General features: G+C 69.7%; 24 protein-coding genes and 1 riboswitch. Of the genes, 18 read left to right on the top strand and 6 right to left on the bottom strand.

Going from position 1 to position 25,230, the window contains the following annotated elements; genetic code table 11:
• The 3 genes from RMT89_RS00005 to RMT89_RS00015 all read left to right on the top strand — a co-directional run.
• Window positions 1–542, top strand: a 542-nt coding sequence (locus RMT89_RS00005; protein WP_315881777.1) for a cbb3-type cytochrome c oxidase subunit I, incomplete at its 5' end; no start/stop codon positions are given.
• Complete coding sequence (locus tag RMT89_RS00010; protein ID WP_315881778.1) at window positions 539–937, top strand: cytochrome c oxidase subunit 4; 399 nt, start codon at window positions 539–541, stop codon at window positions 935–937. The genes RMT89_RS00005 and RMT89_RS00010, both read left to right, overlap by 4 nt.
• Window positions 938–1,068: 131 nt before the next feature.
• Complete coding sequence (locus RMT89_RS00015) at window positions 1,069–2,331, top strand: Ig-like domain-containing protein (protein WP_315881779.1); 1,263 nt, start codon at window positions 1,069–1,071, stop codon at window positions 2,329–2,331.
• Between the two features lie 16 nt (window positions 2,332–2,347).
• Here RMT89_RS00015 and RMT89_RS00020 read toward each other — a convergent pair whose 3' ends face one another.
• A complete protein-coding gene (locus tag RMT89_RS00020) occupies window positions 2,348–2,749 on the bottom strand; it encodes a hypothetical protein (RefSeq protein WP_315881780.1) in 402 nt (133 codons plus the stop codon).
• A 154-nt stretch (window positions 2,750–2,903) separates the two neighbouring features.
• Between RMT89_RS00020 and RMT89_RS00025 the strand changes: the two genes are divergently transcribed.
• From RMT89_RS00025 to RMT89_RS00055, 7 genes are all read left to right on the top strand, one after another.
• Window positions 2,904–3,524, top strand: a complete 621-nt coding sequence (locus RMT89_RS00025; protein WP_315881781.1) for a heme-copper oxidase subunit III — start codon at window positions 2,904–2,906, stop codon at window positions 3,522–3,524.
• A gap of 93 nt (window positions 3,525–3,617) precedes the next feature.
• The gene (locus RMT89_RS00030; protein WP_315881782.1) at window positions 3,618–4,430 is read left to right on the top strand and encodes a c-type cytochrome; all 813 of its coding nucleotides are present in this window, start codon (window positions 3,618–3,620) and stop codon (window positions 4,428–4,430) included.
• Entirely contained in the window at window positions 4,427–5,482 is a 1,056-nt protein-coding gene (locus RMT89_RS00035; protein WP_315881783.1) for a Rieske 2Fe-2S domain-containing protein, read from the top strand. The genes RMT89_RS00030 and RMT89_RS00035 overlap by 4 nt, the downstream gene beginning before the upstream one ends.
• The gene (locus tag RMT89_RS00040; protein WP_315881784.1) at window positions 5,479–7,110 is read left to right on the top strand and encodes a cytochrome bc complex cytochrome b subunit; all 1,632 of its coding nucleotides are present in this window, start codon (window positions 5,479–5,481) and stop codon (window positions 7,108–7,110) included. The genes RMT89_RS00035 and RMT89_RS00040 overlap by 4 nt, the downstream gene beginning before the upstream one ends.
• Window positions 7,111–7,249: 139 nt before the next feature.
• Window positions 7,250–8,314: an anthranilate phosphoribosyltransferase gene (trpD, locus tag RMT89_RS00045; protein WP_315881785.1), complete on the top strand. Its 1,065-nt coding sequence runs from the start codon at window positions 7,250–7,252 to the stop codon at window positions 8,312–8,314.
• A 75-nt stretch (window positions 8,315–8,389) separates the two neighbouring features.
• A riboswitch (SAM riboswitch) is annotated at window positions 8,390–8,506 on the top strand.
• A 134-nt stretch (window positions 8,507–8,640) separates the two neighbouring features.
• Window positions 8,641–10,002, top strand: a complete 1,362-nt coding sequence (locus RMT89_RS00050; protein WP_315881786.1) for an aminotransferase class V-fold PLP-dependent enzyme — start codon at window positions 8,641–8,643, stop codon at window positions 10,000–10,002.
• A 330-nt stretch (window positions 10,003–10,332) separates the two neighbouring features.
• Window positions 10,333–10,635 carry a PQQ-binding-like beta-propeller repeat protein gene (locus RMT89_RS00055; protein ID WP_315881787.1) on the top strand — a complete coding sequence of 101 codons (303 nt, stop codon included), beginning with the start codon at window positions 10,333–10,335 and terminating at the stop codon, window positions 10,633–10,635.
• Here the strand turns inward: RMT89_RS00055 and RMT89_RS00060 are convergent.
• Window positions 10,632–10,913, bottom strand: a complete 282-nt coding sequence (locus RMT89_RS00060; protein WP_250070320.1) for an Lrp/AsnC ligand binding domain-containing protein — start codon at window positions 10,911–10,913, stop codon at window positions 10,632–10,634. The genes RMT89_RS00055 and RMT89_RS00060 overlap by 4 nt on opposite strands.
• On the bottom strand, window positions 10,910–11,647 hold the full coding sequence (locus RMT89_RS00065; protein ID WP_315881788.1) for a rhomboid family intramembrane serine protease: 738 nt from the start codon (window positions 11,645–11,647) through the stop codon (window positions 10,910–10,912). Before RMT89_RS00065 ends, RMT89_RS00060 begins: the two co-directional genes overlap by 4 nt.
• Window positions 11,648–11,802: 155 nt before the next feature.
• Between RMT89_RS00065 and RMT89_RS00070 the strand changes: the two genes are divergently transcribed.
• The 5 genes from RMT89_RS00070 (at window position 11,803) to RMT89_RS00090 (ending at window position 17,198) form a co-directional block, all read left to right on the top strand.
• Window positions 11,803–12,042 carry a hypothetical protein gene (locus tag RMT89_RS00070; RefSeq protein ID WP_055541554.1) on the top strand — a complete coding sequence of 80 codons (240 nt, stop codon included), beginning with the start codon at window positions 11,803–11,805 and terminating at the stop codon, window positions 12,040–12,042.
• Between the two features lie 70 nt (window positions 12,043–12,112).
• Window positions 12,113–13,456: an NYN domain-containing protein gene (locus RMT89_RS00075; protein ID WP_315881789.1), complete on the top strand. Its 1,344-nt coding sequence runs from the start codon at window positions 12,113–12,115 to the stop codon at window positions 13,454–13,456.
• Window positions 13,457–13,666: 210 nt separating this feature from the next.
• Window positions 13,667–14,704, top strand: coding sequence for an NlpC/P60 family protein (locus tag RMT89_RS00080; protein ID WP_315881790.1), 1,038 nt, complete (start codon window positions 13,667–13,669; stop codon window positions 14,702–14,704).
• 228 nt (window positions 14,705–14,932) lie between these two features.
• A complete protein-coding gene (locus tag RMT89_RS00085; RefSeq protein ID WP_315881791.1) occupies window positions 14,933–15,946 on the top strand; it encodes an NlpC/P60 family protein in 1,014 nt (337 codons plus the stop codon).
• Between the two features lie 43 nt (window positions 15,947–15,989).
• Window positions 15,990–17,198: a hypothetical protein gene (locus RMT89_RS00090; RefSeq protein ID WP_315881792.1), complete on the top strand. Its 1,209-nt coding sequence runs from the start codon at window positions 15,990–15,992 to the stop codon at window positions 17,196–17,198.
• Here RMT89_RS00090 and RMT89_RS00095 read toward each other — a convergent pair.
• Window positions 17,171–17,716, bottom strand: coding sequence for a PadR family transcriptional regulator (locus tag RMT89_RS00095; protein ID WP_315881793.1), 546 nt, complete (start codon window positions 17,714–17,716; stop codon window positions 17,171–17,173). The two genes, RMT89_RS00090 and RMT89_RS00095, sit on opposite strands and share 28 nt — an antisense overlap.
• 81 nt (window positions 17,717–17,797) lie before the next feature.
• Here RMT89_RS00095 and RMT89_RS00100 point away from each other — a divergent pair, with 81 nt between their 5' ends.
• Window positions 17,798–19,087: an MATE family efflux transporter gene (locus RMT89_RS00100; protein WP_315881794.1), complete on the top strand. Its 1,290-nt coding sequence runs from the start codon at window positions 17,798–17,800 to the stop codon at window positions 19,085–19,087.
• On the opposite strand, the gene RMT89_RS00105 is transcribed toward RMT89_RS00100, so the two are convergent.
• Window positions 19,048–20,283: a glycosyltransferase 87 family protein gene (locus RMT89_RS00105; protein WP_315881795.1), complete on the bottom strand. Its 1,236-nt coding sequence runs from the start codon at window positions 20,281–20,283 to the stop codon at window positions 19,048–19,050. The genes RMT89_RS00100 and RMT89_RS00105 overlap by 40 nt on opposite strands.
• Window positions 20,284–20,402: 119 nt before the next feature.
• Between RMT89_RS00105 and RMT89_RS00110 the strand changes: the two genes are divergently transcribed.
• Together RMT89_RS00110 and RMT89_RS00115 are read left to right on the top strand one after the other, a co-directional pair.
• A complete protein-coding gene (locus tag RMT89_RS00110) occupies window positions 20,403–21,545 on the top strand; it encodes a glycosyltransferase family 4 protein (protein ID WP_315881796.1) in 1,143 nt (380 codons plus the stop codon).
• A gap of 101 nt (window positions 21,546–21,646) precedes the next feature.
• On the top strand, window positions 21,647–23,227 hold the full coding sequence (locus RMT89_RS00115; RefSeq protein WP_315882001.1) for a GMC oxidoreductase: 1,581 nt from the start codon (window positions 21,647–21,649) through the stop codon (window positions 23,225–23,227).
• A 13-nt stretch (window positions 23,228–23,240) separates the two neighbouring features.
• Here the strand turns inward: RMT89_RS00115 and RMT89_RS00120 are convergent, their stop codons facing one another.
• Window positions 23,241–25,037, bottom strand: coding sequence for an AMP-dependent synthetase/ligase (locus RMT89_RS00120; RefSeq protein ID WP_315881797.1), 1,797 nt, complete (start codon window positions 25,035–25,037; stop codon window positions 23,241–23,243).
• Between the last annotated feature and the right edge of the window lie 193 nt (window positions 25,038–25,230).

Raw genomic sequence — 25,230 nt, forward strand, 5'->3', positions numbered from 1 at the left:
TGGCGCACTTCCACTACGTGGTGTTCGGCACCGTCGTCTTCGCGATGTTCTCCGGCTTCCACTTCTGGTGGCCGAAGATGACCGGGAAGATGCTCGACGAGCGGCTCGGCAAGATCACCTTCTGGACGCTGTTCATCGGCTTCCACGGCACCTTCCTGGTCCAGCACTGGCTGGGTGCCGAGGGCATGCCCCGTCGTTACGCGGACTACCTCGCGGCCGACGGCTTCACCGCCCTGAACACGATCTCGACGATCAGCTCGTTCCTGCTCGGCCTGTCGATCCTGCCGTTCTTCTACAACGTGTGGAAGACCGCCAAGTACGGCAAGAAGGTCGAGGTCGACGACCCGTGGGGCTACGGCCGCTCGCTGGAGTGGGCGACGTCCTGCCCGCCGCCGCGGCACAACTTCCTCACCCTGCCGCGGATCCGTTCCGAATCGCCGGCATTCGACCTGCACCACCCTGAGATCGCCGCTCTCGACCAGCTTGAGAACGCCCCTCACGGTGACAGGGCCCTGGCTGGCGGCAAGGAGGCCGGCAAGTGAAGATCCAAGGCAGGATGTTCATCTGGCTGAGCGTCTTCATCCTCACCATGGCGGTCGTCTATGGCGTGTGGTCGAAGGAGCCGGCCGGTACGACGGCCCTGTTCCTGGCGTTCGGTCTGTCCATCATGATCGGCTTCTACCTGGGTTTCACGGCCCGGCGGGTGGACGCCGGCGCGCAGGACGACAAGAACGCGGACGTCGCGGACGACGCCGGCGAGGTCGGCTTCTTCAGCCCGCACAGCTGGCAGCCGCTCTCCCTGGCCGTGGGTGGCGCGCTCGCCTTCCTCTCGGTCGCCATCGGCTGGTGGCTGATGTACTTCTCGGCCCCGCTGATCCTGGTCGGCATCTGGGGCTGGGTCTTCGAGTACTACCGCGGTGAGAACCGCACCCAGTAACACGCGCCGAGCGCTCGGGAGCCCGGACACTCCGTCAGGAGAGTCCGGGCTCCCTCTTTTGCCACGCCTTTTGTCCCTCGTACGGCTCACTCGGCGCGCCGCGCTTGACGCACCTTCCTAGCGTGAAGGGCATGAACCCAACTCCGCGCACCCGCACCGTCGTCGGCTGCACGCTGCTGGTGGTCGCACTCAGTGCGAGCGTCACCGCGTGCGGCAGCGACGGCAATCCGCTGTCGGCCGCGCCGTACGACGCGGCGGACCAGATCTCCTTCAACGGCCCCAAGGGCGACGGGAAGAAGGCCGACCCGGACAAGCCCCTTGAGGTCACCGCCGACGGCTCGGACGGCCGCATCACGGACGTCACGGCCATGGACGCCACAGGACGCTACGTCAGCGGCGAACTCTCCGCCGACGGCAGCCGCTGGCACAGCACCTCCCCGCTGGCCGCCAGCGCCCGCTACACGGTCCGGGTGTCCACCGAGGACGAGGACGGCGCCCCCGGCCGCCGTGTCCTCACCTTCGACACCGGCAAGCCGCTCACCAAGAAGCGGCTGGACGTCACCTTCGGCCCCAAGGCGGGCAAGTACGGCGTCGGCCAGCCCATCACGGCCGAACTGAGCAAACCAGTCAAGGACGAGGCCCAGCGAGCCGTCGTCGAACGGGCCCTCAAGGTCGAGTCCACGCCCGCCACCGAGGGCACCTGGAACTGGGTGGACGACAAGAAACTCCACTACCGCCCCAAGGACTACTGGCCCACCAACGCCACCATCCGGGTGCGCAGCAACCTGGAGGGCATCAAGGTCAGCGACCGCCTCTGGGGCGGCAGGGCCAAGCCGCTGACGATCACCACCGGTGACCGGATCCTCGCGGTGACGGACGCCTCGTCCTACTGGATGACGGTCTACAAGAACGGCGAGGAGATCAAGTCCATGCCGGTCACCACCGGCAAGCCCGGCTTCGAGACCCGCAACGGCGTCAAGGTCGTGCTGGGCAAGGAGTACTTCGTACGGATGCGCAGTACCAGCATCGGCATCTCGGAGGGCTCGGCGGAGTCGTACGACCTCCCCGTCTACTACGCCACCCGCGTCACCTGGAGCGGCGAGTACGTGCACGCCGCCCCCTGGTCCGTGGGCTCCCAGGGCTCCGCCAACGTCAGCCACGGCTGCATCGGCATGAGCACCGCCAACGCGTCCTGGTTCTTCAAGAACGTCCGAGAAGGCGACCTCGTCAAGGTCGTCAACTCCGACGGCAACACGATGGAACCCTTCGGCAACGGCTTCGGTGACTGGAACGTCGCCTGGAAGAAGTGGCGCAAGGGCAGCGCCCTGGTGGGCGGCAAGCCGGAAGGCCCCCGCCCGGAGGAAGCGGCAAGGCTCAGACCGGCGGCGGTCTGACCCCACCCACGTGCTCCTAGGCGCTCTGAAGCCTCTGGTTCCGCAGCAGAGAGGCCAACGCGGCCGCGAACTCCACTGGATCCACCGGCAGGGTCACCGCGGCCTCAGCCCGGCTCCAGGTCGCCAGCCACGCGTCCTGAGGCCGCCCGATGAGCAACAGCACCGGCGGGCAGTTGAAGACCTCGTCCTTGATCTGGCGGCACATCCCCATGCCCCCCATGGGCACGGCCTCGCCGTCCAGCACACAGACGTCGATCCCACCCTTGTCCAGCTCGCTCAGCACCGCCGCGGGCGTCGCACACTCCACGAACTCGACCAACGGGACATCAGGAGCCGGCCGCCTTCCGGAGGCAAGCCGCACCTGCTCGCGGGTGTTGGAGTCGTCGCTGTAGACCAGCACCGTGGCGGTCGGCTGCATTGTTCCTCCGAGACGTCAGCGTCGTACGGACCGGCCGGACAGGGCCGTTTGGGCGGATGTTACTCCCACGAACACCACGTCAACACCGGTTCGGACGCCCAAGACACTCCGAACGGCACCCCCCGGAGTGAGGGCGGGATAAGGGACCGACATAATGTCGGTCGTGGCGACAGCAACGACAGTAGAAACCGGGCACGCGCACCCGTCGGTCAATCGGCCGAACCTCACCAGCGTCGGAACCATCATCTGGCTGAGTTCCGAGCTGATGTTCTTCGCGGCCCTCTTCGCGATGTACTTCACCCTGCGATCGGTGACCGGTCCCGAGTTCTGGAGTGAGAAGGCAAGCGCCTTGAACTTCCCGTTCTCGGCGACCAACACCACGATCCTGGTGCTCTCCTCCCTCACCTGCCAGCTCGGCGTCTTCGCCGCCGAGCGCGGTGATGTGAAGAAGCTCCGGATGTGGTTCATCGTCACCTTCGTGATGGGTGCGATCTTCATCGGTGGCCAGGTCTACGAGTACACCGAGCTGGTGAAGAAGGACGGGCTCTCGCTCTCCTCCGACCCGTACGGCTCGGTCTTCTACCTGACGACCGGCTTCCACGGCCTGCACGTGACGGGTGGCCTCATCGCCTTCCTGTTCGTCCTCGGCCGCACCTACGCGGCCAAGAGATTCACTCACGAGCAGGCGACCGCCGCCATCGTCGTGTCCTACTACTGGCACTTCGTCGATGTCGTCTGGATCGGCCTCTTTGCCACGATCTACATGATCAAGTAGCTCGGGCCCGTTCCCGCGCGCTGCGAGCAGGCAAGCAAGCAAGCGCACATCCCAGAAGCATCGACGCAGAAGATCCTGACACCGGGGTAATCCGTGAAAAAGCTCTCCGCACGACGACGCCATCCGCTGGCGGCGGTCGTCGTCCTACTCCTCGCGCTGGCGGCCACTGGGGGGCTGTACGCCTTTGTCGCGCCCACGGGCAAGGCGCAGGCAGACGAAACCGCCCAGTCTCTCGCCATCGACGAGGGTAAGAAGCTCTACGCCGTCGGCTGCGCCAGCTGCCACGGAACCGGCGGTCAGGGCTCCTCCGACGGTCCGAGCCTGGTGGGCGTCGGCGCCGCGGCCGTGGACTTCCAGGTGGGCACCGGCCGGATGCCGGCCGCGACCTCCCAGAGCGCCCAGGCGCCGAGGAAGAAGGTCGTCTACACACAGGCCGAGATCGACCAGCTCGCGGCGTACATCGCCTCGCTGGGCGCCGGTCCGAACATCCCGACCGAGGCGGAGTACGGCCCCGACGGCGCCGACATCGCCAAGGGTGGCGAGCTGTTCCGCACCAACTGCGCGCAGTGCCACAACTTCACCGGCAAGGGCGGTGCGCTGACCGGCGGCAAGTTCGCGCCCACCCTCGAGGACGTCGACCCGAAGCACATCTACGAGGCCATGCAGACCGGCCCGCAGAACATGCCTTCCTTCCCCGACACCATCCTGTCGGAGCAGAACAAGAAGGACATCATCGCGTACCTCGACGCGGTCAACAGCGACGACACCGAGAACCCGGGTGGTCTGTCACTGGGCGGACTCGGTCCGGTCAGCGAGGGCCTGTTCGCGTGGGTCTTCGGACTCGGCGCGCTGATCGCGGTCGCCGTCTGGGTCGCCGCTCGGACCGCAAAGGCCAAGAAGTCATGAGTAGCCAAGACATTCCAGAAGAGAACCTGCCCGCAGGGCAGGACGCACACGGCGCGGTGAGCGTCGCGGACGACAAGGACCCGTTCGCGGACCCCGGCCTGCCGCCCCACGAGCCCCGGATCCAGGACATCGACGAGCGGGCCGCCAAGCGGTCCGAGCGCGCGGTGGCCATGCTGTTCACGGTGTCGATGCTGGCCACCATCGGTTTCATCGCCGCCTATGTGGCGATCCCGGCCGACAAGTCGGTCTACATCTTCCCGCTGGGTCACATCAGCGCGCTGAACTTCGCGCTGGGCATGACGCTGGGTGTCTCGCTGTTCTGCATCGGCGCGGGCGCCGTCCACTGGGCCCGCACCCTGATGTCGGACGTCGAGGTCGCCGACGAGCGGCACCCGATCGAGGCGTCGCCGGAGGTCAAGGCCAAGGTTCTGGCCGACTTCGCGGACGGCGCCAAGGAGTCCGCGATCGGCCGTCGCAAGCTGATCCGGAACACGATGTTCGGTGCGCTGGCCCTGTTCCCGCTCTCCGGTGTCGTCCTGCTGCGTGACCTCGGCCCGCTGCCCGGAACCAAGCTCCGCCACACCCTGTGGTCCAAGGGCAAGCTGCTCGTCAACATGAACACCAACGAGCCGCTGCGTCCCTCGGACGTCGCGGTCGGCTCCCTCACCTTCTGCAAGCCGGAGGGCCTGGAGGAGGACGACGAAGAGTTCCAGACCGAGATCGCCAAGGCCGCTTTGATGATCGTTCGGATCCAGCCGGACAACATCAAGGACAAGCGCGAGCTTGAGTGGTCGCACGAGGGCATCGTCGCGTACTCGAAGATCTGCACCCACGTGGGTTGCCCGATCTCCCTGTACGAGCAGCAGACGCACCACGCGCTGTGCCCCTGCCACCAGTCCACCTTCGACCTCTCCGACGGTGCCCGAGTGATCTTCGGTCCCGCCGGTCACGCCCTGCCGCAGCTGCGCATCGGCGTGAACGACGAGGGCTACCTCGAGGCGCTCGGCGACTTCGAAGAGCCCGTCGGTCCTGCATTCTGGGAGCGCGGATGAGTACCAACGAGAAGAACGAGCGGCGCGGTAAAGCGCCCGCCGGCGAGCGTGTCGCCGACTGGGCCGACGGCCGGCTCGGCATCTACGGCCTGGCCAAGGCCAATATGCGCAAGATCTTCCCCGACCACTGGTCGTTCATGTTGGGTGAGGTCTGCCTCTACAGCTTCATCATCATCATCCTCACGGGTGTGTATCTGACGCTGTTCTTCCATCCGTCGATGAACGAGGTGGAGTACACGGGCAGTTACGTCCCGCTGCAGGGACAGCTGATGTCCGAGGCGTTCAACTCGACCATGCGCATCTCCTTCGATGTGCGCGGTGGTCTGCTGATCCGGCAGATCCATCACTGGGCGGCGCTGATCTTCCTCGCCGGCATGTTCGTGCACATGATGCGCGTGTTCTTCACGGGCGCGTTCCGCAAGCCGCGTGAGATCAACTGGCTGTTCGGCTTCCTGCTGTTCGTCCTCGGCATGTTCACCGGCTTCACCGGTTACTCGCTCCCGGACGACCTGCTCTCCGGCACCGGTGTCCGCTTCATGGAGGGCGCGGTCCTGTCCGTGCCGATCGTCGGCACGTACCTGTCGTTCTTCCTCTTCGGCGGGGAGTTCCCGGGCGGCGACTTCGTGGCCCGCTTCTACTCGGTCCACATCCTGCTGCTGCCGGGCATCATGCTAGGTCTGGTGGTCGCCCACCTGATCCTGGTCGTCTACCACAAGCACACGCAGTACGCGGGTCCCGGCAAGACCAACAAGAACGTCGTCGGCATGCCGCTGCTGCCGGTCTACATGGCCAAGGCCGGAGGCTTCTTCTTCCTGGTCTTCGGTGTCATCGCGGCCGTCTCGGCGATCGCCACGATCAACCCGATCTGGACCATGGGCCCCTACCGTCCGGACCAGGTGTCCACCGGCGCCCAGCCCGACTGGTACATGGGCTTCTCCGAGGGTCTGATCCGTGTCATGCCGGGCTGGGAGATCAACTTCTGGGGTCACACGCTCGTCCTGGGTGTGTTCATCCCGCTGATGATCTTCCCGCTGGTCCTGGTCGCGATCGCGGTCTACCCGTTCATCGAGGCCTGGGTCACCGGCGACAAGCGCGAGCACCACATCCTGGACCGTCCGCGCAACGCGCCGACGCGTACGGCCTTCGGTGTCGCGTGGATCACCTGGTACATGGTCCTGCTGATCGGTGGTGGAAACGACCTGTGGGCCACCCACTTCCGCCTGTCGATCAACGCCATCACCTGGTTCGTCCGGATCGCGTTCTTCGTCGCCCCGGTCCTCGCGTTCGTCATCACCAAGCGGATCTGCCTCGGCCTGCAGCGCCGGGACAAGGACAAGGTGCTGCACGGCCGCGAGTCGGGCATCATCAAGCGCCTGCCGCACGGTGAGTTCATCGAGGTGCACGAGCCGCTCAGCCAGGAGCAGCTGCACACCCTCACCGCGCACGAGCAGTACAAGCCGGCCGAGATCGGCCCGTTGGTCGACGAGAACGGTGTCGAGCGCAAGGTGAAGGGCTCCGAGAAGCTGCGCGTCAAGCTCAGCAAGGCGTACTACGGCGAGGAAGCCCAGATTCCGAAGCCGACCGTCGAGGAGTACAAGGAGATCACGAGCGGCCACGGCCACCACTGATCGCTGCGCACGCCACGCCACGGCCGAAGGGCTCCGTCCGCTGTACGGACGGGGCCCTTCGCCGTGCCCCGGCCTGGATAGGGTGGGGGCACATCTTTCAGGTGCACACACCTCTGCTACGACACTCAGGAGCGGCCTTATGAGCGCTGTGACCCCCGCTGGAGGCGACACCGCGGCGGGCCGTTCCTGGCCCCGGTTGCTGAACGGCCTGCTGGAGGGGCGCGATCTGAGCGCCGACGACACGGCCTGGGCGATGGACCTGATCATGCGCGGCGAGGCGACCGACGCGCAGATCGCCGGGTTCGTGGTGGCGCTGCGGGCCAAGGGCGAGACCGTCGAGGAGATCACCGGCTTCGTCCGGACGATGTACGAGCACGCGAATGTGATCGAGGTGTCCGGCGACACCGTGGACATCGTCGGCACCGGCGGGGACGGCGCCAAGACCGTCAACATCTCCACGATGTCCGCGATCGTCGTGGCCGGCGCGGGCGCCAAGGTCGTCAAGCACGGCAACCGGGCTGCGTCCTCCGCCTCCGGCTCCTCGGACGTCCTGGAGAAGCTCGGGGTGAATCTGAACCTTCCCGTGCCCCGGGTGCCGTCCGTGGCCGAGGAGGCCGGGATCACCTTCTGCTTCGCGGCCAAGTTCCACCCCGCGATGCGGCACGCGGGCGCGGCGCGCGGGCAGTTGGGGATCAGGACGGTCTTCAACGTCCTCGGTCCGCTCACCAACCCGGCCCGGGTGCGGGCGCAGGCGGTCGGGGTCGCCGACCCTCGGATGGCGCCGATCGTCGCGGGTGTGTTCGCCGAGCGCGGCAACTCCTCGCTGGTGTTCCGCGGTGACGACGGCCTGGACGAGCTGACCACGACCTCGACCTCCCGGGTCTGGATCGTCCGGGACGGCAAGGTCACCGAGGAGTCCTTCGACCCGCGGGACGTCGGCATCGACCTCGTCCCGGTGGAGGCGCTGCGGGGCGCGGACGCGTCGTACAACGCGGATGTGGCGCGGCGCCTGCTGAACGGCGAGACCGGGCCCGTCCGGGACGCGGTCCTGCTCAACTCTGCGGCGGCCCTGGTGGCTCTCCACCCGACGGAGGCGCCCCTGGCGGAGCAGATCCGCACCGGCATGGCGAAGGCGGCGGAGTCGATCGACTCCGGCGCGGCCAAGCGGACATTGGAGCGCTGGGTGACCGCGAGCAACGCGTAGCGGTCACCGGTCGTCGTCCCGTAATCCGGACACGGGTTGCGGGGCGACGATCACTTCCCTTAAGTTCCTGTACCAGGTCATGAGTGACAGTCATGAGGCCCCGGCCGACTGTCCGGCAACCCTCCGTCCGTGGCGGGGTGCCCCGGGTGAAGACCAGGCCGTGAGCAGCAAGGCTCACGGCAAGCGCGGACCCCTCGCGATACACCAGGGGTCCTGGGTCGTTCGAGGGAGTCTTCCGTGAGCAAGCGAATGCGATAGGGCCGCCGAGCCCCGCCTCCGCACACCCCTTTTCGCTCATCTTCTCCGTCTGTCACGGGAGCTTCGCCATGTCTGTCTCCACCGCTGCCCTCGACCGTTCCGTTTGTTCCCCGCTGCCTGTTCTGGGCCGGGATGTCACCGTCCCGCTCGTCACCGGCGGCGAGGTCACGTACGCCGCGCTCGACTACGCCGCCAGCGCCCCCGCGCTCCAGCGGGTCTGGGACGACGTGGCCGCCTACGCGCCGTACTACGGCAGCGTGCACCGGGGCGCCGGGTATCTCTCGCAGCTGTCGACCGACCTCTTCGAGAACGCCCGCAAGACCGTCGCCGAGTTCCTCGACTGCCGCGCCGACGACCAGCTGATCTTCACCCGGTCCACCACCGACTCGCTCAACCTCCTCGCTGCCGCCCTCCCCGCCGACTGCCAGGTCTTCGTCTTCGAGACCGAGCACCATGCCTCCCTGCTGCCCTGGCGCGCCGCGAAGGTCACCTGCCTCAACGCCCCGCGCACCCCGCAGCAGGCCGTGGCGACCCTGGAGCGCGCCCTCGCCGACCGCGACCCGTACGGTCCGGCCCTGGTCTGTGTCACCGGCGCCTCGAACGTCACCGGGGAGCTGTGGCCGGTGCGGGAACTGGCCGCCGCCGCCCACGCGCACGGCGCCCGGATCGTCCTCGACGCCGCACAGCTCGCCCCGCACCACCCGGTCTCGGTCCAGGACCTGGACGTCGACTGGGTCGCCTTCTCCGGCCACAAGCTCTACGCCCCCTTCGGCTCCGGCGTCCTCGCCGGCCGCGCCGACTGGCTGCTCGCGGCCGAGCCCTACCTCGCGGGCGGCGGCGCCAGCCGTAAGGTCACCCGGCGTGCGGACGGGGGAGTGGACGTGGAGTGGCACGAGAGCGCGGCGCGCCATGAGGCCGGCTCGCCGAACGTCATCGGCGCCTACTCCATCGCCTCGGCCTGCAAGGCGTTGACGGACGCCGGATTCGACACCCTGGTCGCCCGGGAGCAGTACCTGATCGAGAAGGTCCGCGAGGGCCTCGCCGAGGTCCCCGAGGTCAGGATCCTCTCCCTGTTCGGCGACGACGCCCCGCGCGTCGGCGTCATCTCCTTCGTCGTCGACGGCTGGAACAGCTCCCACTTCGCCGCCGCCCTCTCCGCCGAGTACGGCATCGGCGTCCGCGACGGTCTGTTCTGCGCCCACCCCCTGGTCCGCACCCTGCTCGGCAGCGACCCGGGGACCCAGGGCGAGTGCGGCGCCCCCGAGGCGGCACCCGGCGAGAAGTCCCTGAACGCCATCCGGGTCAGCTTCGGCGCGGGCACCCCGGACGAGCACGTGGTGCGTTTCGTGACCGCGGTGCGCGAACTCGTCACCGACGGCGCGAAGTGGAACTACCGCACCGAGGACGGGCGTTGCGTCCCCGCGGTGTGATCCGCTGACGTACGCTCCGCGACGACGATCTGTCCCAGGTGCCCGAGGAGTTCCGGCCGCTGGTGGAGTCCTGTCTGCGCCCGGACCCGGCCGGACGGCCGGTGCCGGAGGCCGTCATGGCGGCCGTGGGACACACGGAGGCGTCGCTGCCCGCTGCCGTGCGACCGGGCTGGTTCACCGGCGGCGGTGCGCGGTGGGTGCGGGGGGACGACGCGGAGCGGATGAGCGGCGTCGAGTACGTGGCCCCGGTGACGGTGCCGGACGCGGTCGTATCGCCCGGCGGGGCGCCGCTGCCGCCGTCGCGCCGCGGTGTGCTGCGGGCCGTGGCCGGTGGGGCCGTGGTGGCCGCCGCCGGGGGCGTCGGCGGCTGGTGGTGGCTGCGGGATCCGGAGCGGGGCAAGAAGGTGGACTCGCCCTCGCGGCGGGGACTACGACCTCACCGAACCCGTCGTGTCGGGCGGCCGGATCTTCCTTCAGACCCCCGACGAGATCCACGCCCTGAACCTCAAGGGCAAGCGGATCTGGCGCTTCCCGCTCAAGGCCGGCTATCCGGTGTCGGCCCCCCTGATACGCGGCAACCGCCTCTACGTCACCTCGGAGGAGGGCGTGGCAGCCGCCGACCTCACGTCCTAGCCGTCGAGGCCGATCGCGAACGCCGCCTCCAGGTCGTGCTGGGAGTACGTCCGGAACGCCACGTGCGTGTCCGTGCCCTCCACGCCCGGGATCTTGCTGATGCGGCCGGGGATGACCTCGGCGAGGTCCTCGTGCTCCTTGACCCGGACCATCGCGATCAGGTCGTAGGTGCCGGTGACGGAGAAGACCTCGCTCACGCTGTCCAGCGAAGCGATCTGCTCCGCGATCTCGGGGATCCGGTCCACGCTGGTCTTGATGAGGACGATCGCGGTGATCACGGCTGGTTCTCTCCCTCGGGGGCCGGCGTCGCTGGGGTGGCCCTCACTCTAGTCGTACGGCCGAACCGCACCCAGGCGAAGCTGCAGCCCAGGCCGAAGCCCACGAGATGGGCCAGATACGCCACCCCGGGCCCGTTCGCGGCCCGCCCCGCCGCCAGCCACTGCAGGGCCGCCCAGAAGGGCAGCACCACCCAGGCCGGGAAGCGCAGCGGCAGGAAGAACAGGAACGGCAGCAGGCTCGTCACCCTGGCCCGGGGGAACAGCGCGAGGCAGGCGCCGAGGACCGCCGAGATCGCGCCGGACGCGCCCACCAGTGACTGCTCGGAGCCGGCGTTGGCGGCGGCGTAGCCCAGCAGCGCGAGATAGCCGCAGCCCAGATAGAAGAGGATGAACTGGACGCGGCCCATGCGCTCCTCGGTCAGCACGCCGAAGACGTAGAGGAAGAGCATGTTGCCCAGCAGATGCACCCAGCTGCCGTGCACGAAGAGCGCGGTGGCCGGGGTGAGGGCGGCGCGGGCGTGCCCCTCGAACAACCCGGCCGGAACCACGCCCCAGCGCCGGAAGTACGCCCGCTGCGCCGCGAGCAGCTCGTCGCCGGTGCCGTAGACCGGATTCAGCCCCGACGCCGGGCCGATCACGAAGATCAGCGTGCACAGGGCGATCAGTCCGTAGGTCACCGGCGCGGACGGCGTCCGGATCGTTCTGACGGTCTTGGCGCTCCAGTTGCTGATCATGAACACAGAGCATGACGTAATGGGGCGTACTCGAACAGAGCGCCTCGCCGCTGTGGACGGCCGAGCGGCGGGTACCCGCCAGGCCGTAGGGTTACGAGCCACAACCACCGGGGATGCCGGTGAGTCACCGACACTGGAAGGAAAGAACGGTCGCGATGACGGTTCCCCTGCCGACCGCCACCACGCGGTGGCGCTGCACGCTCTGCGGCAACCTCACCCGTTTCGATGTGACCCGCTCGTCGAAGGTCGTCGAGTACGTCCACCTCGACCTCGCCGGTGAGCCCAAGGTCGAGGAGCGCGAGGTGGTCAGTGAGACCATCGAGTCGGTGCGCTGCCGCTGGTGCAACGCCGTGGATCAGGTGGAACTCGTGGACAGGCCGGGCGCCGGCTCCTGAGCGGAGCGGGCCCCGCTCGGGCGATCCCCCAGGCCAGAGGGGGTCCCGCACAGGCATTGGGGTGAGACGGATGGTGGAGACCACGGGCGGGGGGCCGGGCGACGGCGCCGCTGAGGTGCTCGACCGTCCGCTGCCCGACGGAGTGCGCAGAAGAGTCGTACAGATCGTCTCCGACGGGTTCGGCGGCCTGACCGTCGGTGAACTGCCCGCCCAGCTGAGACAGTACGCCCGCTTCGCCCCGAACCGCCGTGCCAAGTTCGCCGGCAACGCCATGGCCGCCGCTCTGGAGACCGATCCGCTCTTCCGTCAGCGCATCGGGGAGAGGCTGAGAGAGGCCCAGCCGGAAATCACCGGCGCCCTCGACTCCGGCTCGCCGCCCCCGGCCGCGGATCCGCTCGACGTGGCGGCCGCGGCCTATGTGCTGCGGCCCACCGGCTGGGTCAAGCTCGTGACCGCGGCCGGCGAGGAGGCCCAGCGGGCCGACGCCGAGCGCGCCGACGAGGAGAACCGCGCCGAACTGGAGCGGCTGCGCGGCGAACTCGCCCAGGCCAGGGAGCAGATCCGGACCGAGACCGAGCGGCTGCGCACCGAGCTGGACGCGTCCAAGAAGGAAGCGGAATCGCTTCACCGCAAGCTGCGGTCCGCCGTCAGTGACGTCAAGCGCGGTGAGGCCGCGCTGCGCAAGGTGCAGAGCGAGATCGAGTCCGTACGCGCCGAGGCACACGGTCAGGTGTCCGCCGCCGAGAGCGAGTCCCGGCGGCTGAAGTCGCGCCTCTCGGAGGCGGAGGCCGCCCTGGAGGCCACCCGCAGGGCGGCGCGCGAGGGCCGCAGTGTCGAGGACATGCGGGTACGGCTGCTGCTGGACACCCTGCTCGACGCCACCCAAGGGCTGCGCCGGGAGCTGGCGTTGCCGCCGGTGTCGGTGCGTCCGGCCGAGACCGTGGACGCGGTCGAACCGGGACGTATGACCCCGAAGGACATCGCCGCACGGGCGTTGTCCGAGAACGACCCCGCCATCATCGACCAGCTGCTGGCGCTGCCCCAGGCCCATCTTGTCGTCGACGGCTACAACGTCACCAAGACCGGCTATCCCCAGATGCCGCTGGAGAAGCAGCGCCTGAGGCTCCTCGGGCAGCTCTCCCAGCTCGCCGCCCAGACCGGCGCCGAGGTGACCTGCGTCTTCGACGGGGCCGAGCTGGCCGCGCCGGTGCTGCTGGCGCCGCCGCGCGGGGTGCGGGTGCTGTTCTCCAAACCCGGAGTCACGGCCGATGAGTTGATCCGTCAGCTGGTGCGCGCCGAGCCGCCGGGGCGTCCGGTCATCGTCGTCTCGACCGACCGCGAGGTGGCCGACGGAGTCGCCCGGGCGGGCGCCCGGCCGGTGGCATCTGCGGTGCTTCTGAAGCGACTGTCCTGAAGGTCAACGTACAGACGCAATGCCCGAATTGACGGAACCGTCACGCAACGTAGCGTCAAGTGGGCATCACTGCACGTGGGTTGATGGTAAAGAATGCGGACCGTAACCGGGATAAATCGCCCACGGGTTTGAACTGATCACAGCTGTGTCACTAGGGTCTGCCTTCGAACCTGCGATCAGAAGATCATTCAGAAGAAGGAGTTCGCCTCCGTGGCGTCCCACCGTCGACCCAAGCAGCCGAGCCGCGCACGTGTGACCGTGCTGACCACCGCCGCTGCTGCCGCCGTGGCCATCAGCTCGCAGGCGGCCAACGCCGCGCCCAGCGAGAAGCCGAGCAAGGACGAGGTCAAGGCCAAGGTCGACAAGCTCTACCAGGAGGCCGAGCAGGCCACCGAGAAGTACAACGGCGCCAAGGAGAAGCAGGAGAAGCTCCAGAAGGAGATCTCCACGATCCAGGACAACGTCGCGCGGGGTCAGGAAGACCTCAACGAGATGCGCGACTCCATAGGCCTGGCGGCCGCCGCCCAGTACCGCACCGGCTCCATGGACTCCTCGGTCCAGCTCTTCCTCTCCTCCGACCCGGACGACTACCTCGACAAGGCGTCCACGCTCGACCAGTTGAGCAGCCAGCAGGTCGAGTCGCTGAAGAAGATCCAGGACAAGCAGCGTGAACTCGCCCAGGACCGCGCCGAGGCCACCGAGAAGCTCAAGGACCTTGCCTCCACCCGGACCGAACTGGGCAACAAGAAGAAGGAAGTCCAGGACAAGCTCGCCGAGGCGCAGAAGCTGCTCAACACCCTGACCGCCCAGGAGAAGGCGGCGCTGACGGCCGAGCAGGAGCGCGCCAGCCGCAGCAGCGAGCGCACCGCTCTCGGCTCCGGCGCCCCCGCCAGTGGCCGCGCCGCCGCGGCGTATGCCGCGGCCCAGAGCAAGATTGGCTCGCCCTACGTCTGGGGCGCCGCGGGCCCGAACTCCTTCGACTGCTCCGGTTTCACCTCCTGGGCCTTCGCCCAGGCCGGGGTGTCCATACCGCGTGTCTCCCAGGATCAGGCCATGATCGGCACGCGCATCAACTCGGTCGCCGATCTCAAGGTCGGCGACCTGGTCCTTTTCGCCAACGACCTGCACCACGTCGGCTTCTACGCGGGCAACGGGCAGATCCTGCACTCCCCGCGCACCGGCGCCTACGTCCGGTACGAGTCGATGAAGACCATCGGTGAGCCGTTCAGGTGGGGCGTCCGAGTCTGACGTCTCCCGACCTCCTCCAAGATCACCACAGTGCGCCGCCCGAACGGGCGAATTGCGACAACCCGCGCTGACCTCACGCCCCGCTCATGACCTGCGTCATAGGCGGGGCGTCACCGTGCGTGCCCACGGCGGTCGTTGGTCGGTGCCCCGTCGTGGGGCTACTCTCTGCCGCGTTTCCCCCTCGCCGGGGAAGGTCCTTGTCCGCCAGCGGAAGGGGTGCGGCTTCTCGTGGGGTCCCATCGTCGCCTTGTACCGTCCGGGTTCGACCGGGGCGCGAGCACCGCGCTCTGCGTCATCTCAGCCGCCGCGGCCGCGCTGGCAGCCGTACCCGCGCTCGCCGCGCCGCTCGACGACACCAAGGCCGAGGTGGACCGCCTCTACGAGGAGGCCGAGCAGGCCACCGAGGCCTACAACAAGGCCGATGAGCGTGCCGACTCGCTGCGCAAGGAGGTCGGCGTGGCGCAGGACCGGATCGCGCGGCAGCAGGAGCGCATCAACTCCATGCGGGAGGCGCTCGGTTCGCTGGCCGGAGCCCAGTACCGCTCCGGCGGGCTCGACCCCTCCCTGGCTCTGCTGTTCTCCGACGATCCGGACGACTATCTCGACAAGGCGTCCGTGCTGGACCGGATCAGCGCCCATCAGGCCGGTGAGCTGAAGGACCTTCAGGACGCGATGCGCGAACTCTCCCAGGAGCGGGCCGAGGCCTCCCGCAAGCTCGGGGAGCTGGAGAAGAGCCGCAAGGCCGTCGCGGCGCACAAGCGGACGGTGGAGGGCAAGCTCGCGAAGGCCCGGGCACTGCTGAACTCCCTGTCGTCCGCCGAGCGCGCCGCCTACGACCGGGCCTCCCGTTCCGGCCGCTCCGACATGCCCGACCTCGGGGGCGCCGTCCCGGCCTCGGGCCGTGCGGCCGCCGCGGTCGCCGCCGCCCGCTCGGCACTCGGCAGGCCGTACGTCTGGGGCGCCAACGGCCCCAGCGGCTTCGACTGTTCGGGCCTGATGCAGTGGTCGTACGCCCAGGCCGGCGTCTCCCTGCCCCGCACCTCCCAGGGCCAGCGCTCCGCCGGCCGCCAGGTCCCCCTCTCCCAGATCCAGCCCGGCGACCTCGTCACCTACCGCTCCGACGCCAGCCACGTGGCCATGTACATGGGCAATGGCCAGGTGATCCACTCGCCGTATCCGGGAGCGCAGGTTCGGTACGACCCGGTGGGGATGATGCCGGGGGCCACGGTCACCAGGGTGTGACGGGGGTCTGACCTCCGCGCTCTGATCCCCGTACGATCGCGGCATGGCTGGTCGAGGGCGGGCGTCCGGGTCCGGTGCGGTGATGGCGCTGTGTCTGCTGCTCGTCTCGCTCGTGGCGTGTGGCGGCCGGCCAAAGTCCGACAGCGCCCAGGACGCCGTACAGCGGGTGCTCGACCGGCGGGCCGAGGCGATCGTCGAGCACGATGAGTCGGCCTTTGTACGGACGGGCGCACAGAGCGGGTTCGACGATCTGCGGGCGGTGCCGTTCGCGGAGTGGTCGTACCGGGTGACCGGGCTCCGGCGCGCCGGGGACACCGCTGTCGCCGAGGCCGAGCTGCGCTATCGCATCGAGGGCAACGACCGCGCCCCGGTCACCGCCGCCCGCACCCTGGAGCTCGGCCTGGACGCGGGCGGCGCGTGGTACGTCGAGTCCGAGCGGCCCGCGAGGAAGGCCGCCGAACAGCTGTGGGACCAGGGCCGGGTGGACGTCGTCCGGGGTGAGCGCAGCATCGTGCTCGGGGTCGGACAGAAGGCCGGGCGGCTGAGCGCCTTCGCCGATCTGGCCGACCGGGCCGTGCCCGCGGTGACGCAGGCGTGGGGGACCGAGTGGCCGCGGCGCGTCGTCGTGCTCGTACCGGAGTCGCTGGAGGGGATGGCCGGGCTGCTCGGCTCGCCCGCCTCCTCCTACCGGGGCATCGCGGCCGTGACCACCGGCGAGACCGGCGCCCCCGCCGACGCGCCCGCGGACCGGATCATCCTCAACCCGGTCGCGTACGGCGTCCTCGGCCAGAGCGGCAAACAGGTCGTGCTCACCCACGAGACCACCCATGTCGCCACCCGCGCCCACACCAGCGCCGCCACCCCGCTGTGGCTCTCCGAGGGATACGCCGACTGGGTCGGCTACCTCGGCTCCGGCCGCACCCCCTCCCAGGCGGCCCCCGAGCTGTGGCGGGCGGTGACCGAGGGGGAGATCCCGGCGGGGCTGCCGACGGACGATGACTTCGGGTTCACCGGGGACGCGGCCGGTCTCGCGCAGGCGTACGAGAGCGGCTGGATGGCCTCCCGGATGATCGCCGACCGCTGGGGCGAGGTACGGCTCGGCGAGTTCTACCGGGCCGTCGGCGCGCACGAGAAGCGGCCCGGCGCGGTCGAGGACGCCATGGAGAAGGCGCTCGGGACGACCGTGGAGGACTTCACCGCGCAGTGGCGGGAGTATCTGCGCACTCAGTTCGGCGCATCGCGGTTCGGCTGATCGAGCACCTCGATGGCCTCGGCGAGCCACTCCCGCTCGGCGGCGCCAGTGGCCCGCGCGACCCGCAGCATGCCCTGCCGGAACAGATCGCCGGCCTCTTCCGCCCGCACCGGCTCTTCCCCCCGGTAGAAGAAGCTCGACGGCGCCTCCAGGAACTCCAGCCGCCGACGCAGTACTGCGGCCTGCTCACGCGGATCCGGCAGATGCCGTAGGAACGCCAGGACGGTGTTGAAGCGGACCTGGTCGGTGATCTCCGTCTGCTTGGGGTGGCGCAGCCGTTCCAGCAGGTCGGCGCGGCCCTCCTCGGTCAGCGACAGGATCCGGCGCGGGGCGGCGCTCGCGCCCGGCTCGGTGTGCTGGTCGAGCAGGCCCGCCTTGGTGAGACGGGTGATCGCCGGGTACAGGGCACCGTCGCTGACCGGCCGGACATGGCCGCTGAGCGCCTTGATGCGCTCCTTCAACTCATAGCCGTGCAGCGGCTGTTCGGCCAGGAAGCCCAGGATCGACAGCTCCAGCACCGATTCCTCCTTGCGGATGTCATGCCGCCCATGCTACCTCTAAGCGAGCTATCTCGAATCGAGGTATCTCCAGGGGGATCCATGAACGCTCACCGCAAGCAGCTCATCTCGCTCGCCCAGCCCGTCTACTTCTCGCTCCTGGCCTCCGTCGCCGCCGGGATCATCAACACTGTCTGGGTCTCCCGGCTCGGCGGTCCGGCCGTCGCCGCCGTGGCCGTCGCGACCAACACAGAGAACGTGCTGCTGGGCGTCGCGCTGGTCTTCGGCTCCGGCACGACCGTGCTGGTCGCGCACGCCAGGGGTGCCCGGGACCCGGCGGCGGTGCGGGCGGCCGTACGCGGAGGCTGGGCGGTGTACGCGCTGATCACGCCCGTGGTCGTGCTCGTCGGGCTGCTCCTGCGGGAGCCGCTGGCCCGGCTGGTCCTCGGCGGTGAAGGACCGGCCGTCCCGCTCGCCACCTCCTACTTCGCGATCTCCCTGCCCGGCATCGCCGTCTTCTTCGCCCAGACCCTGCTCGACGGCATCCTCAAGGGCACCGGCGACACCCGCACCCCGATGCGCCTCGCCCTCCTGGCCAACGGCCTGATCCTCGTCATCGACCCCTTCGCGATCCACTTCTACGGCGTGCAGGGCGCCGCCGCCACCACCGTCCTGTCCCGCTGCGTGGCCCTGGGCGCCGGCCTGCTCGCCCTGCGTCGGAAGGCGTTGCTCCGGGGGCCACGGGGCTCCTTCTCGCCGCGCCGGACCCTCGCCACCGGCCTGCCCATGGCCGCCGACTTCACCGTCCGGCAGACCGGAGCGCTGGCGCTGGTGGCGATCGTGGCCCGGCTCGGGGTGACCGCGGTGGCCGGGTACGCGATCGCGTACAAGGTCCTCTACGTCGCCACCATGGCCTTCTACGCCGTACGCCAGGCCGCCGCCATCCACACCGCGCACACCCGTGGCGCCGGACGCGACGAGCGGCGGGCGATCGGGCGGCAGGCGGTGCTGGTGTCCGGGGCGGTGGGGCTGGCGGCGGCCGTGCTGCTCGCCGTGACCGCGCCCTGGATCATGGCCGCCTTCGGCGCCGGGCCCGGGGTCGCCCACGAGGGCGTGCTGTTCCTGCGCTGCATCGGGCCCTACCTGCTGCTCATGGCCTGCGTCATCGCGCTCGGCGGGGTCTTCGAGGGCGGCGGCGGTGCGCCCGTGCTGCTGAGGGTGACGCTGTTCGGCACGGCCGTACAGCTGCCGCTGGCGTACGGACTGTCCGGGCTCGGGCTGCCGGGGGTATGTCTGGCGCTGGCGCTTGCCATGGCGGTGCAGTGGGCCTTGCTCCGGTGGCGTGCTCCGCGTCAGGAGGGGAGCGAGGTCTCCTTGGTGCGGGCGGCCTGAGCCGGCACCGGACCGGGCTCGGAGGCGGACACCGTGGAGCGCCACAGTTCGCGCGCTGCCAGGAGCGTGGCCAGGACCAGCAGGCCGTTGCGGAGGAACAGGAGGGTGATGCCGAGGGTGTCGCTGGAGACCACGTGCGAGAACCAGAGCGGGAACTCCAGCACCGTCACCAGGCACGCCGCCAGCACCAGAGCGACCGGCCACCCCATCCGCCCGCCCCGGAAGCACAGGCAGACCGCGGCGAGGCCGACCAGCCACACCATGTACTGCGGGCTGATCACCCGGCTGGTCGTGGTGAACATCAGCACCGCCACGAACGCCGCGTCCGCGAGCGTGTGCGGCAGGAACCGGGCCGCCTTGAACCGCCACAGCAGCAGCCAGCCGAAGGCGAGCCCGGTCAGCGCCAGGGCGGCCGTGCTGACGACGTCCACATACGGGCCGAGGAACTCCACCGAGCCGTAGTTCAGCAGCACCTGTCCGTCCCAGCCGAAGTGCCGGGCCACATGGAAGACGAGGGCGCCCAGCGACTCCACCTCGGTACCCCGGTCCCGCTGGAAGGTCAGGAACGCGAACGCGCCCGGCATCGCCACGGCGAACAGCGCCGCCAGCAGACCCGCGGTCAGCGCCGCCGACACCCAGGCCGAGCGCCTGCGGGCGGCGACGAGCAGCAGCACGGGCCACACCTTCAGCAGCGCCGCGAACGCCGTCAGCGCGCCCATCACCCGGGGGTGCCGGGCACCCGCCAGCAGCGCGGCCACGGCCACGGCGGTCACCATCACGTCGTACCGGGCGTACACCGTCGGGCCGAGAAGCGGGACGCCCACCGCCCAGACCCAGGCGCCGCGCAGGCTCCGGCCCCGGCGCAGGCCCGCGTGGAGCAGCAGGGCGAGGACCGCGAGATCGGCGGTGAAGGCGAGGACGAAGAAGGCGGAGGCGTAGTCCAGGTAGAACAGCAGCGCGGGGGAGAGGATCGCGAGGGCCGCGGCGGGCGGATACTGCCAGGTGACATCGTCCTGCGGGAACGTTCCGGTGCGCAGCACCTCGTACCAGCCCTGGTAGATCACGGACACGTCGGTGGTGACGTCGGGACCGGGGAAGACGTACACCTTGAACACGAAGAGCAGCAGAGCCGTCCTGGTCAGGGCCCAGACGACGAGCAGACCCGCCAAGGACCGCCGTGTGCCCGTCGTCTCCACCTGGTCCCCTGCCGCTCGCGTCCGCCTTGAGGGGAACATGATGTCCTGGGAAGCTGTGCGTCGGCCACCAGCGCGGCCGTGAGGCGGTGCGCGTGACGCCTCCGATAGGGTCGGCCGCGATGCACAAGACGCTCATCGTGACGAACGACTTCCCGCCCCGCCCCGGCGGCATCCAGGCCTTCCTGCACAACATGGCGCTGCGCCTGGACCCGGAGCGGCTGGTGGTCTACGCCTCCACCTGGAAGCGCGGCCGGGAGGGCGTCGAGGCCACGGCCGCCTTCGACGCCGAACAGCCCTTCACCGTCGTACGCGACTCCACGACGATGCTGCTCCCGACGCCGCAGGCGACCCGGCGGGCGGTCGGGCTGCTGCGCGAGCACGGCTGTACGTCGGTGTGGTTCGGGGCGGCGGCCCCGCTCGGCCTGATGGCCCCGGCGCTGCGCAGGGCCGGTGCCCAGCGCCTGGTGGCCACGACCCACGGCCACGAGGCCGGCTGGGCCCAGCTGCCCGCCTCACGGCAGCTGCTGCGCCGGATCGGGGACTCCACGGACACGATCACCTACCTCGGCGAGTACACACGCTCGCGGATCGCCGACGCGCTGAGCCCCGAGGCCGCCGAGCGGATGGTGCAGCTCCCGCCCGGCGTCGACGAGAAGACCTTCCACCCCGGGTCCGGTGGCGACCTCGTGCGGGCCCGGCTGGGGCTGACCGACCGCCCGGTGATCGTCTGCGTCTCCCGGCTGGTCCCGCGCAAGGGCCAGGACACCCTGATCCTCGCGATGCCGGGCATCCTGGCGAAGGAACCGGACGCGGTCCTGCTGGTCGTGGGCGGCGGTCCCTACGAGAAGGACCTGCGCAAGCTGGCCCACGAGACCCGGGTGGCCGACTCCGTCCACTTCACCGGCGCGGTTCCCTGGTCCGAGCTTCCCGCCCACTACGGCGCGGGCGACGTCTTCGCCATGCCCTGCCGCACGCGCCGGCGGGGCCTGGACGTGGAGGGCCTGGGCATCGTCTACCTGGAGGCATCGGCGACGGGCCTGCCGGTGGTCGCTGGCGACTCCGGCGGGGCGCCCGACGCGGTCCTCGACGGCGAGACGGGCTGGGTCGTGCGGGGCGGCTCGCCGGAACAGGCGGCCGACCGGATCGTCACGCTCCTGGGGGACGCGGAACTGCGCCGCAGGATGGGGGAGCGGGGCCGGGAGTGGGTCGAGGAGAAGTGGCGCTGGGACCTGTTGGCGGAACGGCTGAAGACCCTGTTGTAAAGCGTGCGGTGACTCTAGGCGGAAGGTGAAAATCCGCCCATGCTCCGCACATGACAGCAAAACTGATGCAGCGTCAGCTGACGAGACGTCATATCCTGGGCATGGTGGCCCTGCAGACCGCCGCCGCGTCCGGTCTCACCCGCATCGGTCTCCAGTCGGCGTCGGCCGTGGAGCCCGCCGCCGTGGACAACGCCCCGGCGATCGTGGTCGGTTCGGGCTACGGCGGTGCCGTCGCCGCCCTCCGCCTCGGGCAGGCAGGCATCCGCACGGTCGTCATCGAGATGGGCCGCCTGTGGAACACCGCAGGACCCGACGGCAAGGTCTTCTGCTCCACCGCCGCGCCGGACCACCGCTCCATGTGGTTCCGCACCCGCACCGAGGCCCCGCTCGCCACCTTCCTGTGGCTGGACGTCGTCAACAAGGACATCAGCCCCTACCCCGGCGTCCTCGACCGCGTCCACTTCGCCGACATGTCGGTGTACGTGGGCCGGGGCGTCGGCGGCGGCTCCCTGGTCAACGGCGGCATGGCGGTCACCCCGCTGAAGTCGTACTTCGCCGAGCAGTTCCCCACCGTGGACGCGGACGAGATGTACGGCACGTACTTCCCCCGCGCCCGCTCCATGCTCGGCGTCAACACCGTCGACCCGGCCTGGTTCGAGTCCACGGAGTGGTACCGCTTCACCAGGATCTCCCGCAAGCACGCGGCCAACGCCGGCCTGCGGACCACCTTCGTGCCGAACGTCTACGACTTCGGCTACATGCAGCGCGAGGCGGCCGGCACGGCGACCAGGTCGGCGCTCGCCGGAGAGGTGGTCTACGGCAACAACCACGGCAAACGCACCCTGGACAAGACCTACCTCGCCGCGGCCCTCGGCACCGGGAACGTCACCATCCACACCCAGGAGCGGGTCACCGCGATCAACAGGGCCGCCGACGGGTCGTACCTGCTCACCGCTCAGCGGATCGACAACGCCGGGACCGTCGTCGAGACCAAGGAGTACGGCTGCACCTACCTCTTCCTCGGCGGCGGCAGCCTCGGCACCACCGAACTCCTGCTGCGCGCGCGGGAGACGGGGGCGCTGCCCGCTCTCGACGCGAGCGTCGGCACCGGCTGGGGCACCAACGGCAATGTGATGCTCGGGCGGGCCAACCACCTGTGGGACACGGTGGGGGCGAACCAGGCGACGATGCCGGTGATGGGCATCGACGACTGGGCGAACAGCGCCAACCCCGTCTTCGCGGAGATCGCGCCGCTGCCGACGGGCCTGGAACACTGGGTCAGCCTCTATCTGGCGATCACCAAGAACCGGGAGCGGGCGTCCTTCTCGTACACGAACGGCGCGCTGGCGCTGGGCTGGACCGCGGCCCAGAGCGCGCTCTCGGCCGCCATGGCCAAGAAGCTGTTCGACCGGATCAACCGGGCCAACGCCACGATCTACCGGTACGACCTGTTCGGCTCGTCCAACCGGGCCTTCGCCGACGACTTCACCTACCACCCGCTGGGCGGCTGCGTGTTGGGGCGGGCGACCGACAACTACGGCCGGGTGAAGGGGTATGCGAAGCTGTACGTCACCGACGGCTCGCTCGTGCCCGGGTCGATCGGGGTGAACCCGTTCGTGACGATCACCGCGCTCGCCGAACGCACGATGGCGCGGGTCCTCGCCGAGGACACCGCGCCATAGCGACCGGCTGCGGTCACTTCGCGTAGATCGCCTCGATCTCCTGCGCGAAGTCCTTCGCCACCACGTTCCGCTTGAGCTTCAGCGACGGCGTCAGGTGGCCCGTCTCCTCCGTGAACTGGGAGGACAGAATGCGGAACTTCCGCACCGATTCCGCCTTGGACACCGCGGCGTTGCCGTCGTCGATCGCCGACTGGATGGCGGCCAGCAGGTCCGCGTCCTCGCGCAGCGACGCCGCGGTGGCATCCGCGGGCTTGCCGTGCTCGGCGGCCCAGCGGCCCAGGAACTCCTCGTCGATGGTGACCAGCGCGCCCACGAACGGCCGCCCGTCGCCCACCACCATGCACTCCGCGACCAGCGCGTGCGCGCGGATACGGTCCTCGATCACGGCCGGGGCGACGTTCTTGCCGCCCGCGGTGACGATGATCTCCTTCTTGCGGCCGGTGATCCTCAGGTAGCCGTCCTCGTCGAGGGTGCCGATGTCGCCGGAGTGAAACCAGCCGTCGGCCAGCGCCTCCTCGGTGGCGCCGGGGTTGTTCCAGTACTCCTTGAAGATGTGCTCGCCGTGCAGCAGCACCTCGCCGTCGTCGGCGATGCGCACCACCGAGCCGGGCAGCGGCTGGCCGACCGTGCCGATCTTCTGGCGGTCCCAGGGGTTGAAGGCGGTCGCCGCGCAGGACTCGGTCAGGCCGTAGCCCTCCAGCACCGTGAAGCCGGTACCGCGGAAGAAGTGACCGAGGCGCTCGCCCAGCGGGGCTCCGCCGGAGATGGCGTACTCGCCCCGGCCGCCGAGGACCGCGCGCAGCTTGCTGTAGACGAGCTTGTCGAAGACCTTGTGCTTGATCTTCAGGCCGACGGACGGACCCGAGGGGGTGTCCAGCGCGCGGCTGTAGGCGATGGCCGTGTCGGCCGCCTTGTCGAAGATCTTGCCCTTGCCGTCCGCCTGCGCCTTGGCGCGCGCCGAGTTGTAGACCTTCTCGAAGACGCGCGGCACACCGAGGATCAGCGTCGGCCGGAACTGGGCCAGCTCATCGGTGAGGTTCTTGATGTCCGGCAGACAGCCCAGCTTGATCGGCGCCATCATCGGCGCGATCTGCACCAGCCGGCCGAAGACATGCGCCAGCGGCAGGAACAGCAGCACCGAGCACTCGCCGGTACGGAACAGCGGGCGCAGCCGCTCGACCACGTTGCCGCACTCCGCGAAGAAGCTGCGGTGGGTGAGCACACAGCCCTTGGGGCGGCCGGTCGTGCCGGAGGTGTAGACGATCGTCGCCGGGTCGTCGGCCTTCGCCAGCGAGCTGCGCTCCTCGACCGTCCGGTCGCTGATGTCCTGCCCGAGCCGGCCCAGCTCCTCGATGCCGCCGGCCTCGATCTGCCAGACGTGCTTGAGAGCGGGCAGCCGGTCGCGCACCGACTCCACGGCGGCCGTGTGGTTGTCCAGCTCCGTGAGCACCGCGGTCGCGCCCGAGTCGCCGAGGATCCACTGCACCTGCTCCGGGGAGCTGGTCTCGTACACCGGCACGGTGACCGCGCCCGCCGACCAGATCGCGAAGTCCAGCAGGGTCCACTCGTAGCGGGTACGGGACATCAGCCCGACCCGGTCGCCCGGCTGCACTCCGGCCGCGATGATGCCCTTGGCGGCGGCGTGCACCTCGGCGAGGAAGGCCGTGGCCGTCACGTCCTGCCAGCTGCCGCCCGCCTTGCGGGCGATGACGGCGACGTCGGGATGCTGCGCGGCGTTTCTGCGGACGATGTCGGTCAGATTGCCGTCCGCGGGGACCTCGTACAAAGCCGGAAGGCTGAACTCGCGCAAGACTGCTGCTCCTCATAGGGCGCCGGCGCCACGACGTTGTGTGATGCGACGGTGCGGTCCAAGGCTCGGGCAGGTACCCAGGTATTTCGGTGGTTGAAATCCTGAGCACGACTGGACTGCCCGGACGTTACCCGCCGGTATGGCTTCTTCGACAGGGGGTCCCGGCGAGATGTTCGCTGCGTCACACGGATCG

The organism is Streptomyces sp. P17, assembly GCF_032436805.1.
Taxonomy (GTDB): domain Bacteria; phylum Actinomycetota; class Actinomycetes; order Streptomycetales; family Streptomycetaceae; genus Streptomyces.

Coding starts and splice junctions, on each gene's coding strand:
- RMT89_RS00015 (WP_315881779.1), top strand. CDS start 1,069: ATGAACCCAACTCCGCGCACCCGCACCGTCGTCGGCTGCACGCTGCTG.
- RMT89_RS00020 (WP_315881780.1), bottom strand. CDS start 2,749: ATGCAGCCGACCGCCACGGTGCTGGTCTACAGCGACGACTCCAACACC.
- RMT89_RS00025 (WP_315881781.1), top strand. CDS start 2,904: ATGTCGGTCGTGGCGACAGCAACGACAGTAGAAACCGGGCACGCGCAC.
- RMT89_RS00035 (WP_315881783.1), top strand. CDS start 4,427: ATGAGTAGCCAAGACATTCCAGAAGAGAACCTGCCCGCAGGGCAGGAC.
- RMT89_RS00040 (WP_315881784.1), top strand. CDS start 5,479: ATGAGTACCAACGAGAAGAACGAGCGGCGCGGTAAAGCGCCCGCCGGC.
- trpD (WP_315881785.1), top strand. CDS start 7,250: ATGAGCGCTGTGACCCCCGCTGGAGGCGACACCGCGGCGGGCCGTTCC.
- RMT89_RS00050 (WP_315881786.1), top strand. CDS start 8,641: ATGTCTGTCTCCACCGCTGCCCTCGACCGTTCCGTTTGTTCCCCGCTG.
- RMT89_RS00065 (WP_315881788.1), bottom strand. CDS start 11,647: ATGATCAGCAACTGGAGCGCCAAGACCGTCAGAACGATCCGGACGCCG.
- RMT89_RS00070 (WP_055541554.1), top strand. CDS start 11,803: ATGACGGTTCCCCTGCCGACCGCCACCACGCGGTGGCGCTGCACGCTC.
- RMT89_RS00075 (WP_315881789.1), top strand. CDS start 12,113: ATGGTGGAGACCACGGGCGGGGGGCCGGGCGACGGCGCCGCTGAGGTG.
- RMT89_RS00090 (WP_315881792.1), top strand. CDS start 15,990: ATGGCTGGTCGAGGGCGGGCGTCCGGGTCCGGTGCGGTGATGGCGCTG.
- RMT89_RS00100 (WP_315881794.1), top strand. CDS start 17,798: ATGAACGCTCACCGCAAGCAGCTCATCTCGCTCGCCCAGCCCGTCTAC.
- RMT89_RS00110 (WP_315881796.1), top strand. CDS start 20,403: ATGCACAAGACGCTCATCGTGACGAACGACTTCCCGCCCCGCCCCGGC.
- RMT89_RS00115 (WP_315882001.1), top strand. CDS start 21,647: ATGGTGGCCCTGCAGACCGCCGCCGCGTCCGGTCTCACCCGCATCGGT.